The organism is Tardiphaga sp. vice304, assembly GCF_007018905.1.
Taxonomy (GTDB): domain Bacteria; phylum Pseudomonadota; class Alphaproteobacteria; order Rhizobiales; family Xanthobacteraceae; genus Tardiphaga.
The window spans coordinates 324,255-338,393 of the sequence record NZ_CP041402.1 but is presented as its reverse complement, the minus strand read 5'-3'; the positions used below and the strand labels follow the sequence as shown (position 1 = coordinate 338,393).

Below are 14,139 nucleotides of genomic sequence, written 5' to 3'. Positions count from 1 at the left end.
CTGCCGCAGTTTTACTCCGGCGCAGCCAAACAAATCGGCCGCTTCAGTGAGGCAGTATTGCTCCGGCTTTCACAGATCGGCGACCTCGGTGAAGTCCGACAACCCCATGCGACCCGGCGGATGTTCCTGACGGAAGATCACCTCCCGATCCGGCCCGTTCACCGCCCGCCATGCCCGAATGCGCCGCTCGAGCGTCCGCCGCGTTCCAGAACCCAGCTCCGGATGTCGGCGGCATAGTTCCTCGAACACGGCGATCGGCCGTAAGCCTGGGGCGGCGTTCAGCATCGGGAGGATGTCGTTCTCCCAAAGATCGGCAAATGGATCAGCGCGGCGGCGTTCGCGGGGCGACTTCTTCTGGGTGGGAAGTCGGGGATCCTTTTCGAACCGGTAGGCGGCGGAGGTGCTGAAACCAGCCTTTGCAGCGGCGACGGCTGGCGAATGGTTGCGACGCAAGCTCATGAAAAGCCTCATTTGTTGATCGGTGACATGCCGGCCGGCCAAAGAATTGGTCCTCTCAAAGGAGAAACCCGATCTTTGACCAGCCGCCGTTACCGCCAAATGAGGCCCGTTCGGGCGACACGCCGCTGCTGGGCTGCCTCCGGTCGGGCTACGCCCTCCCTTCGTCAACCCAGCAGCGGCGCATTCTCATCCTGATTGTCGCGGGATTCTCATCCTGATTGTCGCGCTACATTGCGACCTGGATCAGCGCCCCGGCGTAGGCAGGTATTCGATGAAGGTCTCGAATGTCGCCTTTGACAATGCTGGATCGTAGATGTCCTTGGGGGATGGTTGCAGCGGCGACACGGTCACGAAGCTCTTGGAGTGAGACGAGCTCGAAGGTGCCGATGTTGTAGCGCTTGCCGTTGACGAGCGAGATCAGCTCCTGTCCTTCGACGCGCAGCTTCGCGCGGGTTTCGGCATATCCCTTCTCATGGAAGCCGGTCAGGCGTTCGAACCAATCCATGCAGATTCCTCTAAAGATGAACGGGGCTGCGGGTGGCAGCCCCGTTGGGGGTCTAGGCGACGATCCGACCCTTGACCCGAGCGTCCTCAACATATGCCGAGAGCGGCTTATCAGCGACGAAGTAATTATCGCGTTCGACGGGCAGACCCAGCCGTCCACGAAGCTCGATGAGCTCTTGGAGGCTGACGTACCCGAGCTCAGGAAAGCCCAAACCTAGGTCGCAAAGCCCAAAGAGACGGTCGGGATCGTCAGGGTCGACCTCCGTGAGCAACCACGTCGCCGAGCCGTCCGGCGTGAAGAGCTTGACGGCGGGAAAGTGATCGCGCTCATTATCGAGCGCGTTCACAAGGAGGGTGACGCTGTCGGTGACCGTCAGGGGTGAATTATTGACCATAGGTCACCGCCCGACGAAGCCGCGTGGTCGAGGACGCAACCCCGACTGCAGAGATTGAACCTGCTTTGCGCTGGCGGCGCGGCTTGTTGACCTGGGCCGCTTCTTTTTCAGCGGCGGCGGTGGTGGTGGGGCTCGATGAAGCAGGGAGGGTGTATTCTGTCATCGCCAGATGGAAGACCCGCTCGAAATCGCAATAGCGCGCCCAGAGAGCTCGAGCCAGATCAGTGGCGCCGGCCTCATTGATCGTGTCTATGACCTTCTCGAGGGTGATCGACTGAAACTGGACGCGATCGGCGTCGAGGTCATCGTCAGGGATCAGTTCATTCTTGTACACGCGGCAGGCGGTCTGGACGCGGCGATTGAGCCGAGGACCGATGACGACGAACATAGCCCGGTCAGTGACGCCCTGATCGACAGCGAGCTGCGCGAGCATATGTTCACGCCAGAGCTGCTCGAGGGCAAGGGATCTCAAGATGACTGCATCCGGTTCAGAGTAGAGGCGAACCTGACGGGCGGCCTCGTCGTAGCGATCCCGCAGGCGTGCGGCAGGGCCCTCCATTGATTCCGAGTATTTGGTCTCGATGAAGACGGTGGCGCTTTCGCCATCCGGCGTCAGGACTTCGATTGCCAGGTCGAACGCAGTTCCGTCATCAAGGAAACGCGCTTCGCGGCGGCCGGGCGAGGTTTCAAAACGGATGTTCTCGACGCTTGCAACGAAGGCAGGAAGCAGCGAGCGGAACACGGCGGTGGCGAGCTGGAGATCGAGTGCAAGCGGCGCGAAGACGTTGAAACTCATCGGCGTCGAGCTCAAGGCGTTGTAGAATAGCCGGTGCTCATCAATCGCGGCACCTTCCTCCCGCATTATTGTGGCGTGGCGGACGAAGGCATGGATTTCGGGGGTGAGAAAGTTGCGGCCGGAGCGCGCGGCATCTGCTTCGAGCATTGAACCGAGGTCCATGACGATGTCGCCGTCGTCGGATTTTCGGACATGAACGCCGGTGACAATGGCGCTATCACGAAGCCAAAGGTGCTGAAGTAATCGAGCGGCACTACGAAAGCGTGTGTCGATGATGCAGGCGACGTTGTGATCTTTGAGGATCGATTGCGGAATTAGCGGGATGCGCGGCAGTGGCGGCGCGGAATAGAGCGACATACGAATCTCCGGTTGCACGGCATGTGCAGGGGAAGATTCAGAGATGCGCTCACGATCTTGATAGGAATCGGAAGATTGCTGAATAGCTGCAGTTCGAAAGTCATCATCGCTCTTGGTACGTCGACGAAGCCGGCGAGGGGTAGCTTATCGAGAGTGAGTAAGCCAGCTCGTGCGAGCAGGTCGGGCTATGGGTCAAGTCAGTCAGAGAGGAGTGTAGGGTGGTAGGGGTAGGTTAGGTAGGGGCAGATAAGGCTAAGCAGGCAGGCCAGGCTGGTAGGCCAGGCTGGTAGGGGTAGGTAGGGTTCTCTCGCTTTCTTTCGGGGGCATCTCGAATATACCTAGTCGTCCAGCTATCAACCAGCTGTCTTTTCGCTAAAATGAAGCCACAGGTCTAGGGTTCTTGCGCGCGGTTTTTGTTTACTGGTTGGCCCCGAACAATCGAGACTTTCAACGGGGATGATCAAGTTAGAGTAAGCGGGCGATTAGAGCGCAGCCCGAATTGCGCCGAAACGATCACGAGAAGCCGAAATCGAGAGCGGTAACCGCCACCGCGCCTCTCGTGTCTCACCCTACGTTTCGATTACAGTGATCGCTTTTGAGGTGCGCGTAATGCCGGTATAAAGCCATCTGCGCGCGTCGTCCTTATAGATCTGCGACTCGTCAAAGAGCACGACATTATCCCACTCGCTTCCCTGGCTTTTATGAACCGTGATGACGTCCGCATATCCGAAGCGCTCGGACCGAGCTTGGTCCAATTCAGAGACAGGAAAAATCGTGCCTGTGAGCGGTCCTGTAAGGCACTGCACTTTCAATTTACGGTCGCCGGTCTCTGATTGAATCTGAAGGCTAACGGTTGCGCCATTGATTTGCGTGCAAGATAGCGCAGTCCAAACCTGGCCGTTTAGCAATCCTTTGTTTCTATTATTGCGTAAGCACATCAGCTTGTCGCCGGGCATCGGAAGCGGCGCGGTTCGACCGAACAGGTTGCGCAGAGCATGTCCGACAGCGCCGCAAGTCGCTTTGCGTCCAGCCAAAACCTGGTCAGCCTTCATCAAACGATCGAGAGGCAAGGCGTTTAGTTTGAGAATCAGGCTGTCGCCATAGCTGCCTCGCTTGAGTCTTCGGCCTTCCCGTAAGTCTAACGACATTCGCGTGATGGGATTGTCGAGCGCCTGCCGATGAAGTTCGGTGAGAAGGTAGTCGGCTTTGGCGTTCGTGAAATAGCCGGCGCCATTGATCGGAGGCAATTGCATAAGGTCCCCCATCGCGATGACCGGTTTGTTGAGGGACAAGATGTCCTTCGCAAGATGACTGTCGACCATTGAGCACTCGTCAAGAACAACAAGGTCACACTTCGCTATAGCGCCGGCGTGATTGATAATGCGATCGCTCGGCCCGCCGTCATCGCGAGGTATCCACTGATACAACGCGCGGTGGATCGTGGAAGCATCGGTGCATCCCTTCGCGATCAGTACAGATGCTGCTTTGCCTGTGTAGGTCACGAATGCAATGTTGCAGCCCAAGGCATCCGGCAGCTCGCGAGCGATCGTCGTCTTGCCGGTCCCAGCATAGCCAAAAAGTCGGAAGACGCCCTTGAGTTTGCTAGCGTACCACGCTCGGATACGTATAATGGCATCGGTCTGCTGGCTACTCAGATTGACAGTAGCATGACTTGCTTGGCCTCGGGGCTGTTGGATGACCGCCGAACCCCATCTAGAACGGACGCTCGCTTCTAGATGGCTGCCGTCGACCTGAGAAAGCGCCGTCGCAGATCCGTCTATGTGGAGTGCGCCGCGCGTATGCATAGCGTACCGCACCCTAGTAACTCTGGAATTCGCGGCTTGGATCGTCATTGTGGGTTCAGATACGACCATTAGGGCAGCCGCGGTGTTCTGGGACTTGAAAAGGCCGGGAGGCACCTGCCGTACGGCCAAGACAACCGAAGCACTGCATAGAGCACGCTCTGCTTCGGTGTCATAGTAAGATCCGGGATCGGCGCGCAGCGCAGCTAGTCGCTCGTCGGTGGGTAGGTCGCTCTGAGCTGTGTTCATAGCTGGCCAACTACGCCGCGATCCTTGGAGAACGGTTCGCAGCGGAGCATATCCAGGTAGCGGATCATGACGCTGTTTGCCAGGTCTTCCGATCCCAGCATCGTCGCGCTGATCAAGCCGCGCAGCGCTAGAACGCAGCGACCCTGGGCGGTCGCCGATTCCGGAAAAACAAAAAAAGGTGCAGAACGCTTCCAGGCGTCCTGAAAAGAGAACGCTAATGAAGCGGGCCCTAATTCAAGGACCTTCCAGTGAAAGTTCTTGAGGCAGATCTGCGGCTCGCGGCCGCTCGCAAAGTCGGCGCGAAGTCTTCCGAGAATCTGTTCGACCCGGGCTTCCGTTTCGTCCGTGGCATCAGCAACGATTAATGCCGTCGAACGCTTCCAGAAGTGGTGCACGTCCTTGCTAGATGTGTGGCTCGCACCCGGCTGCTGCCAGGCGCGCACCGAGATCTGGAGAGCATGAAGTTCGGATTTCCGGCGAGTTGAAGTTTGGGAACTCGCCTGAATAGCTTCGGATAAGGGGTCGGGTTGTGCTTTCGCCATGGGGTATCTCACGTTAGAGGGCGGGGATGACGATTGACGGAATCTCAGGGGCGAACAGCGGCTCGGGTTGCCGTTCGATGACGATCGAGTGCAGAGGATTGTTCGGGGAGTCGACGAAGGACTTTCGAGAAATCCGCAAAGCCTGACTCCGAGGTTGCCCTATTAGCTCGAGTTGGAAGCCGGGAAGGGCATTACGCGCGACGAGTAGCCGGATGGCATGCCGAAACTTGCGAAATCCGCCCGGCGACTCAGGCTGATGTTGACCGCCCGATTTGAACCAGGCGTAGTTCAGCGGGATTGCCCAAGGTTCGGCCGCAATACGGTTGACATGCGCGCTTGCCCAGCCATAGACGCGTCGCTCAAGACCGCGAAGTTTCAGCGACGCAGGATCAAGCTTCAGAATCAGATTAAGTCGAATCTGGTCGACAAACCAGTCCCCCACCGTGATTGAGCGGATACGTCGCGTGCCTTCTGCATAATCGATGCGTGAAATAAGTGTGTCGAAGGTCGGCACGACGCAACCGCCGGCGTTGTAATTGCTTGAGATCGTGGTGTTGTGCAGCCGATAGACAGCAGCTTGAAGAAGGACGTTCTGGCGGCCACCGAGCGGTCTTCCGAGAAAGCGGAGAATAGGTGTCGGCCTGAAAGGTATGACCGGCGACAGGTCTGCTCCGGCGTTCTTGGCAGCGGCAATGACGGACGCCGCGTAGATCAAGACATCAGCGTCCGCCAACGTGGCCATCGAGTCATGCCCATCGGCGGACGTGGCGAAATGATAATCGACACCATGTTCTTTAAGAACAGACTTGATGGACTGCGTTCCGGGTGCCGTGGCGACCAGTGGTAGCTTAGCAAGCACGGAAAGCTGCCGCATGTCCCGGTGAGGCTCTAGCTGGAGCGGCGTCGAAATCTGGATCAAGACGAAACTCCCGCGGGGCTGGCGTTATTCAAATAGGCTCGCTGGCTAACAGCGACTGACGCCTGGTTCATTGAATTGAACTGCGGCTGATATCGAGCAAGCTGGCCACGGCCGCCGCTAACGAGTGTCGCCTTCCACAGGTAAAGCTCGCGAAGGCGGCGACGCGATTTTTTCACAGTGTTCGGCTTACAGCCGACCATCGCGGCGACTGTCTCGCGGGATGCAAAGCAGCAGCCCTCGGGCTGGTCAGAAAGGACAAAAGTCAGCATCGCGTGGCTGACGGCGGCGTCAGTTCGCGTAAGAAGGCCGGCGGCGCAAGCGCGGTCGACAAAATGTCCAAATCGTTCGCGCTGCGTTGGATCGCCGGACGTCCCGCCGCCGGTCGAATTCATGGACGGCACGCCAGGCCGCGGCTTACCACTTCGAAGAAGATAGTGGGCCTTGGTCAGGGCATCGTGGTGGGACCAGGGCCGGCGTCCATTACGCTTAGGTCTGGAAAGATCGGCTTGTTGTGTAAAGCTCCGCCAGGCGGCATCGGCGATTGCCTCAGCTGTGCTGTGCGTGGCGTAGGCCTGAAAAACGAGACGGGTCAACAGCGTGTCGCGGCCGTCTAAGACTCGGTCTGCGTTCGTGCGTAGCGGTTTCGCCTTATGATCAGGAAAAATGGGGTCCGGCGTCGAATCGGGCCGAACTCCCGGTACGGCTTCAGCAAAGAAATAGGCTCGGACAGCGTTGAGAAAGCGAGCGATCTTAGCCGGCGTTACAGCCGGCAAGGCTGAAACGGGGACAGTGGCAGGCGTCGCATTTTCCCAGGTGTAAGGCTGGCGGGTGTCCGGATGAATGCCAAAGCCGACGAGATAGCGTCTGTCACCAATTAGATCGAGCTTGCCGACGCTTTCGGACTCGATCACCGCACCAGGCGCGACGCGGTAAATCAACGCGCGTTTCGGAAACTGGCCGATGCGCATAAGCGGCGTGTCACCGAGCGACTTTCGCGTCAAGCGTTCGATGTCGTCGGCCTGTTCTGCAAGAAGGCAATCGATGTCGACCGCCACGACCGAGAAGCCGGCGGCCAGAGCAATGCCATGGTCGCCGTACTTCGACTGCCAGGCGGCAATTTGCTGCTCGGTCGGGACTTCGGCGCAGAATTTAGACCAGCCCTTCCAGTGGGTGCGCTTCTGAAACGGGGGCAACGGAAGGCAAAAATAGCCGTTTGCGGCCATCTGCGATGCATGAATGGCGAAGAAGTGGTGCTCCGGCGTGATTGCGTCAGGCGTGCGGGTGGCAGCGCTTGTGACGCGAGCGACACGTTCTAGAGCAGACTGACTGAGCTTTTGCGGCATGAAGTTCGTGCACCGGTATGTTCGGAAACACGATTAAGCCTGCAGCGAAAAGTTCGACAGCGGTAACAACTGTCAGTTCAAAGAGACATCTGTCAGTTAGACAAAGAGGTCTACTTCAGTGAAGTGGGCTTGCCGGACGAGGTCGTTTTCCGCTTCGGGGCTATGCGCGGCCGTTTGCGAGCAATCAGACTCGCAATTCTCTCCGCCTCTCTCTCGGTATATTCTCCTAGTTCACTCGGCCAATGCTTCTCAATAAAAGAGGGTATCGCCTTAATCGAGTCGATCTTTGCCCCTCCATTTTTGGCCAGCCACAACTCAATAATTCTGAGATAGTCAAAAACTGGCATGACCCGGAACTCTGGGGGGGCTGAATCAAGCCAATTTGCCCGTGGAGCGGGTAGTTCGCTGCTTTCAATCGCTTTAAAGCCAGCCGCTCTATCAACGATCACAACGCTTGGTAGGCTATCGCGCCACCTAAAGGGTGCACTATGAGCTATTGTCCAAAACTCTTGCGACTGCCAACGCAGTGCTGGGATAGGTGTGCGATCGAAGTCTTGGTCCAGAAGAAACGTTTCAAGGCGTCCAGTCAGTAGAGCGGACCGCAGAACAAATTCAACCCGGTCAAATTCAGCCTGAGGCTTGTACTCGGAGTCTGGCTCAAGCTGGCGATGCACCTCTATGAACAGATCTTGAATAAGAATAAACTCGTCAGGAAGTTGGTTCAAGTTGGATAGCAGTGTTTCTGGTCGGCTCAAGTCTGGCTTCCTATTTTGGATTGTACAACTGGATCGCCACAGTGAGCACCGGGTGCCGAATTCTGGATAATTCGGAGACGGCTCGAAAAACCGACATCGCCCTTTTCAATGCTAGGCGGCACACGAAGAACGCTGTTTGTGGCACTTACGAGCAGAAGGCGGGGTACATCGCCGACGGTTGTAGCAAAACTTTTGAACTTTGAAATATATCGCTGCTGTTCCCTAATATTTCTTTTCCCCTCTCAGCTTTCTCCCACCCTGGTTATCCTGGGGATGTTCCGTAAACCGTTTAGCATCCGTGCACGACGCATATTTGATAACAGCGTCGCGGGATCACGCGGACTGAGCAATCGTGCTTCGAGAAGGTAAAGCTTCGCGCGCCTGGAATTTTGCCGTTTAACGAATTTGAGTTTCGTAATCGACCCCTCGACCTGACCGTTTGACCAAGGCTGCGTGACTGCATCGCTCCGCAGAGATGTCCTTGAGGACGCCCGAAGCGAAAGATGAGACTCGGCTGCTTTCGCGTTCGCGATCCAGGCATCGGGTTTGGCCTCGTCCTTTTTTCGGATCGTATCGTGCAACTGTGCAATGAGCGTGTGGATCTCGCTAATAGGTCTGTCCCGCTGATCGCGCGCAACCAGATCCGGATCGTGATCGATCAACCATAATGTCCGCGATGCGCAGGGAGCGCGACGGCGCGCTGTGGTGGATAAGCTGCGCTGCGCCAAGGCTCATTTTTGCGAAGGCATAAATGCCTAATTCACGTGTTCGAACCCAAGAATTGCTTGACGCGACCGGGCCCAAGTTGAGGCACTATCGTCGGCGAGTTCCGTCTGGCATTGTTGGGCGTCGAGGTACTGGATTCTGGCAACTATTGGGGATCGTTTTATTATGTCGGTGTCGAAGAAATCGCGTGACGCAAAATTCAAGAAGGAAGCTGCCAAGAAGACCGGCCAAACCGCCGCACCGAAGATTGAGGATGGAGAAGGCGAACTCACGACTCTACGCAGGGGTAATGAGTTGTACCTACTGGCGGACGGCAAAAAAATTGCAAGGCGCGGACGGCCCGGCTCGCCGCAAGCGGGTACATGGATTCCGATAAGCGATGTGAATGCGATCATGATGGAGGGCGACGAGAACTTTATGGACCTCGATAAGGGTGAACGATTGCAGTAATAACGCAAAAGCCGGAAGGTGGTTTACACGCGCTTACTTTGATTTAGTCGTCCGTAGCAACGCTAGTACGTCGGCCAATTCAAGGTCAGCCGGAATCAAACATGCCAAGCGACGATTTCGGACGGCCCGGGTGTCGGTCATGCGAGTCTCAGATTGAGCTGACGCTCGCGGCCGGCGTGACGCACCAGGAACTCCTCCATGGTCGCCGCGGCGGGCGTCCGCCTCGAGCTCGACATCGAGCTAATCGCGTGGCGTCACGAAGTTTCAGTCAAACCCAGAGGAGTTGCCATGGATCCCGCAATCGACCACACGGTAAATGAGGCCAACGTCCGCACCGAGGATAGCGCTTACGGGGCGATCGTCACTGGAGCGATCGCACTGGTATTTCTCGCGTTCGTCGTCCATGCCGCCACGCTGCCAACGCAAGATGCCGCGGCCCCGCCGCCTCCGTCCGGCGCCACGGCGACCAAGGCCGCGCACTAGGGTGTCGGCGCCGAGTGGAAGATGGCGCTTCAACATCCAGTCACGCCGGACCGCCGCTATATCGTGAAGGGCCGCCTCTGGCGTCTGGCCGCCCCCTCGCTGCCGGAAGCGGCAAAATCCGCGCTTGTGTCCGAACTCATGCGGGCGCGGCGCGGGGTGAGGACCGCGAAGCGGGCCGATGACGCAGAGGCGGAGGCGCCTCGCATCGCAACGTCGACGATGCCAAGCGCGCCTTGGGCGGGGGCCTTCCCGTCTGGTGGAGTGGCGGCGATCCGGACCTTAACAGGCACATGGCAAAGAATACGCCGTACGCGACGTGGTTCGCCGGCCTCAAGGCGAGCCGAGCGAAGGAGTCCGCGTGAAGATCGCGACCTTCAACGTCAATAACGTCAACAAGCGTGCGAGCCCGATGGCGTCAGATCGTAAGTGGCAGTTCAAGACGAAGTTTCGCACCAACGCCTATGGATGGCGCGCATCGAATCTCGCGATCAGCCGACTGAAGGAAGCTGCCGCCGAGATCAGGTCCGCGGCGAAATCCGATCCTGTCGCGGCGGGAGACGGCGTCGTATCGTTGATGGAGCGCATCTGGCCGGCGTTCCAGGGCATTGATACCTCATCGGGCGCTCTTGGCGGCGCGGTTTTTCGCACTATCACCGAGCTGATCCCGATCCTGACCGCCGCGCCGGCGGACCATGCGACCAGAAGCAAGTGGCTCGAGAGATTGTTCGAGGCGGTGCAAAACGACGGCGTCGAATATCTGGCGCCGCTGGAAGATCGTTGGGGCGAGATCGCCCAGTACCCCGACCTGATCGAGGAATATGCCAACCGAATGATCGAAATGGTGCGGCGCGCCTGGGCCGACCACCAAACCTTCCAGCATGTCATTGGAACATCCATCTGCTTGTCGTGCCTACTGGAGGGCGGCCGTTACGACGAACTTCAAGAACTGCTGGCCACGCGGCGGATGAAGTTTTGGCCCTGGCACAGGTTCGGCGCCGAGGCTCTGGTTCGCCAGGGGCTGTGGGAAGCCGCGATTGCTTATGCCGAAGCCGCCCGCAGCGTCACGAACCCCGGCTTCTCCGAAACGTCCATCGACCAGTTTTGTGAGAAGCTATCGATCGACCATGGCAGTCCGGATGAGGCCTATCGACGTTATGGACTGCGTGCGGCCAGCGGCACGACGAACCTGTCGGTCTACCGCTCTCTGGTTCGCAAATATCCGGATCGGGACCACCGCCGGATGCTGCTGGATCTAATCGCAAGCCGCGGCGAAAAGGGCAAATGGTTTGCGGCCGCGAAAGATTCCGGGTTTCTCGATATCGCTGTCGAGTGTGCCGCTGCGCACGGCGCAGACCCGTCCACGCTGGTGCGGGCGGCCCGGGATTTCTGCGGCAAGGAGCCGAAATTCACCGCCACCGTCGCGCTGCTTGCTCTCTCGAGCCTGCTCGATGGTGGCGGTTATGATCCGAGCGTGTCGGAAGTCGACGACGCTGTGAGGCATCTTCTCGCGGCTTCGCGCCAGATCGGATCGGTCGAATGGGCCTTGCAAGAACTCTGCAAGTTGAGGGAGCGGCGATGCGCGCCAGGCCGGGAATCGTTTCAGAATGCCATCCAGGCCGCGCTGTCGCGCTGGCATCCTGTCGAGCCCAGCGTTTAGCAACCATGACCGCCCGGCTTCAGCCAGATCGATCTCTGCGCGGTCGCGCCGGATTAAACGCTGCGCGAGATCGGCATCGCCGTGCTTACCCGAGGTCTCTGCGGCTTTCGTTACCGATACCCACTCCAACGGTCGCTTGCGATTCGTCGATGTTCGCTATATGTTCCTTGTAATCCGCAGTCCCGCTATGGTCCCTGAACGAGAGCTATATGGCGGATCAGATCGTCATCACCGAGAAGACCAGCCAAGCGAAAGACGTTCGCGCCGCTGTGGGGGCACGCTACGGGGAGATCCTTCCGGCTGAGGGACATCTGCTCGATCTTCTCGAACCCGAGGATGTCGTGCCGGCCTGGAAGCGCTGGTCTGCGATCCTACTTCGTCCAGAAGGCCTTTATGGCACCCGCCCTGCTGAGGGCGGCAACAAGGCCGCGAAACTTAAAGCCATCCGTGAAGCGCTGCGCACCGCAAAGCGGGTATGGCTCGCCACCGATTGCGATCGTGAGGGACAGCTCATCGGTCAGGAGATTCTCGAGCATTACAATTACCGCGGCGAGGTCATGCGGGTGCTGTTTACAGCGCAGGATCCTCAGACGATCCGCGACGCATTCGGCCGGGCGAAGCCAAACGCCGAATACGCTTCTCTTTATGCCGCCGCCGTCGCGCGGCGACAAGCCGACCAGATCTTTAACCTGTCGCTGACCCGAACCGCGACCATCATTCTTGGTAAAGGTGCGCGGGGCGTCATAGGAGTTGGCCGGGTCAAGACGCCAACCTTGGCGATCGTCTGTAAGCGCGAGCTCGAAATCCGGAAATTTGTGCCGCAGGCGTATTTTGAGGTTTTCGCCACCGCGAACGTAGCTGGTGGTCAATTCCAGATGCGGCACGCCCCGCAGGAGCGAATTGTCCGGCGCGAGGTCGCCGAGAAGGTGGTCGAAGCGGCTCAGGGTTTCGAGGGCGCGCTAGGAGTGCGCGTTGAAGACAAGCGGCAAGGGCCGCCGAAGCTCCATGATCTGCCCTCGCTGCAAAAACTGTGCAGCTCGCGCTTCGGCTGGCCGGCCAGCAAGACATTGGAAGTGGCGCAGGAACTGTATGACGGCAAGGGCAAAAAGATCATCACCTATCCTCGCGCCGAGGTACGGTATCTCCCGGAGAGCTTGATATCGGACGTTCCGAAGATCGTGGCGGGCTTGCAGGCAGGGAAGTCGTTCAGCGCGATCCCTGTGCCCGATCCCCCGATCATCAGAAAGGGCGCAAGCGGCAGTTTCCATGACAAGGGACTTGAGGGCGCCAGCCATCACGCCGTCATTCCGAACGTCAACACGGTCGACAACCTAAGGGAGGTCTGGCCGCGTCTTTCGATCGACGAGAGGAAACTGTTCGACGTGATCGCGCGAGCTTATCTCGCCGCCGTCATGGCAGATTTCCGTTACCGCCAGACGACTGTAACGCTCGACGTGCGGGGCTTCCCCTTCCGCGCCGCCGGTCGCCAGCCCATTGATCTTGGCTGGCGCGCAGCGTTCCCGGAGTGGCAGCCTGCCGACGAAAAAGGCGATGAAGCGCAATTGCTGCCAGCATTGCGCAACGGCGAGACAGCGAAGCTGGAAAAGCCTACGATCGACGACAAGGAGACGCGGCCTCCGCCGCGATACAACGAAGGCACCCTGATCGAGGCGATGCAAAACGCATGGCGTTTCGTCGACGATGAGGTGCTGCGGGAGCGACTGAAAGAGGCCAAAGGCATCGGCACTCCGGCCACCCGCGCCGAGGTCATTGGCGGACTCAAGAGACAGGCTTTCCTCATTGCCCAGGGAAAGAACATCGTGCCCACCGAGACTGGGCTATCGCTATTCGGGGTTCTCAAGCAGGCTGATCCGTCGCTGGTCGACCCTGGGTTAACCGCGCAACTCGAATGCCTCCTCGACGAGGTCGTGATCGGCAAGCAGGAGATGATCGGCGCGATTGATGCGGTATGCGACGTCGCCCAACGCATTATCGGTAAACTCCAGGAAGGCGGCGTCGCCGGAGGACCGCCCTTGCTTGGCGCCGCCGCGGTCGGCGGCACGGGATCACGACCGCCAACACCAGCGATGAAACGCTTTGCGGACAGCATCGCCCGGGCGAAAGGCGTCAAACCTCCACGGGGCTATGCGACATCCGGACCAATCTGCCGCGCGTTCCTCGACCAGCACGCCGCCAAGAAAGCTAGCTGTGAAATACCTGGTGTGTCTGGCTCCAAGCCCGCGAGTCCGGCGCAGATATTATTCGCCGAGAAGCTCGCACAGGATAAAGACATGGTTGTTCCCGACGAGGCAAAGGCCAGTTCAGACCCCATGGGGACGTGGATCGACTTCAACCGAGTCAAGCAGCGTGGTGAGCGCCGTCGTAAGGCTGTCAACGCGCAGACCAAAGCAATTGCTCCCAAAACTAAGGCTCCAAGAAATAGATCTCGGAAGCTCGCGGCAAATATCACCGGAAAAACTAAGCCACCAACGACCACTCTGGAGAGTTCGGGAAATGATACCCCACTTCGGATTCCCTACGGCAACAAGGATGTCGCCATGAAACTTGGGGCCCGCTATCGAGCAGGGCAGTGGTATGCCCCACCGGGTGTCGATCTCACTGCCTTCAGCGAACATGGTTGGTTGGTGCCCGACAAGCCACGGCCCGCTTCAGCGAACCTATAGTTCAGCCGCAACCTATGA

At 58.7% G+C, this 14,139-nt stretch carries 12 protein-coding genes and 1 pseudogene; 4 read left to right on the top strand and 9 right to left on the bottom strand.

Annotated elements, in window-relative coordinates:
- Positions 1–72: 72 nt before the first annotated feature.
- The 9 genes and pseudogenes from FNL56_RS01515 to FNL56_RS01475 all read right to left on the bottom strand — a co-directional run.
- Positions 73–501 (bottom strand): annotated as a pseudogene (locus FNL56_RS01515) (IS21 family transposase); the annotation flags it as partial.
- A gap of 184 nt (positions 502–685) precedes the next feature.
- On the bottom strand, positions 686–964 hold the full coding sequence (locus tag FNL56_RS01510; protein ID WP_143577410.1) for a hypothetical protein: 279 nt from the start codon (positions 962–964) through the stop codon (positions 686–688).
- Positions 965–1,016: 52 nt separating this feature from the next.
- Positions 1,017–1,358: a DUF2958 domain-containing protein gene (locus FNL56_RS01505; protein ID WP_143577409.1), complete on the bottom strand. Its 342-nt coding sequence runs from the start codon at positions 1,356–1,358 to the stop codon at positions 1,017–1,019.
- Positions 1,348–2,511 carry a PGN_0703 family putative restriction endonuclease gene (locus FNL56_RS01500; protein WP_143581730.1) on the bottom strand — a complete coding sequence of 388 codons (1,164 nt, stop codon included), beginning with the start codon at positions 2,509–2,511 and terminating at the stop codon, positions 1,348–1,350. The genes FNL56_RS01505 and FNL56_RS01500 overlap by 11 nt, the downstream gene beginning before the upstream one ends.
- Positions 2,512–3,080: 569 nt before the next feature.
- A complete protein-coding gene (locus FNL56_RS01495; protein WP_168204630.1) occupies positions 3,081–4,316 on the bottom strand; it encodes an ATP-dependent DNA helicase in 1,236 nt (411 codons plus the stop codon).
- 242 nt (positions 4,317–4,558) lie between these two features.
- A complete protein-coding gene (locus tag FNL56_RS01490; RefSeq protein ID WP_143581728.1) occupies positions 4,559–5,104 on the bottom strand; it encodes a hypothetical protein in 546 nt (181 codons plus the stop codon).
- 13 nt (positions 5,105–5,117) lie between these two features.
- Positions 5,118–6,023 (bottom strand): replication initiator protein A, encoded by a 906-nt coding sequence (locus tag FNL56_RS01485; protein ID WP_143577405.1) that lies wholly within the window; start codon positions 6,021–6,023, stop codon positions 5,118–5,120.
- Complete coding sequence (locus FNL56_RS01480) at positions 6,020–7,366, bottom strand: bifunctional DNA primase/polymerase (protein ID WP_143577404.1); 1,347 nt, start codon at positions 7,364–7,366, stop codon at positions 6,020–6,022. The genes FNL56_RS01485 and FNL56_RS01480 overlap by 4 nt, the downstream gene beginning before the upstream one ends.
- A 110-nt stretch (positions 7,367–7,476) precedes the next feature.
- Positions 7,477–8,121: a hypothetical protein gene (locus FNL56_RS01475; protein WP_143581727.1), complete on the bottom strand. Its 645-nt coding sequence runs from the start codon at positions 8,119–8,121 to the stop codon at positions 7,477–7,479.
- An 891-nt stretch (positions 8,122–9,012) separates the two neighbouring features.
- On the opposite strand from FNL56_RS01475, the gene FNL56_RS01465 reads away from it, so the two are divergent.
- The 4 genes from FNL56_RS01465 to FNL56_RS01445 all read left to right on the top strand — a co-directional run bounded on the left by FNL56_RS01465 (position 9,013) and on the right by FNL56_RS01445 (position 14,121).
- Entirely contained in the window at positions 9,013–9,297 is a 285-nt protein-coding gene (locus FNL56_RS01465; protein ID WP_143577401.1) for a hypothetical protein, read from the top strand.
- Positions 9,298–9,585: 288 nt separating this feature from the next.
- Positions 9,586–9,780 carry a hypothetical protein gene (locus tag FNL56_RS01460; protein ID WP_143577400.1) on the top strand — a complete coding sequence of 65 codons (195 nt, stop codon included), beginning with the start codon at positions 9,586–9,588 and terminating at the stop codon, positions 9,778–9,780.
- A 358-nt stretch (positions 9,781–10,138) separates the two neighbouring features.
- On the top strand, positions 10,139–11,437 hold the full coding sequence (locus tag FNL56_RS01450; protein ID WP_143578741.1) for a hypothetical protein: 1,299 nt from the start codon (positions 10,139–10,141) through the stop codon (positions 11,435–11,437).
- 209 nt (positions 11,438–11,646) lie between these two features.
- Positions 11,647–14,121 carry a type IA DNA topoisomerase gene (locus FNL56_RS01445; RefSeq protein WP_143577398.1) on the top strand — a complete coding sequence of 825 codons (2,475 nt, stop codon included), beginning with the start codon at positions 11,647–11,649 and terminating at the stop codon, positions 14,119–14,121.
- Positions 14,122–14,139: the final 18 nt, after the last annotated feature.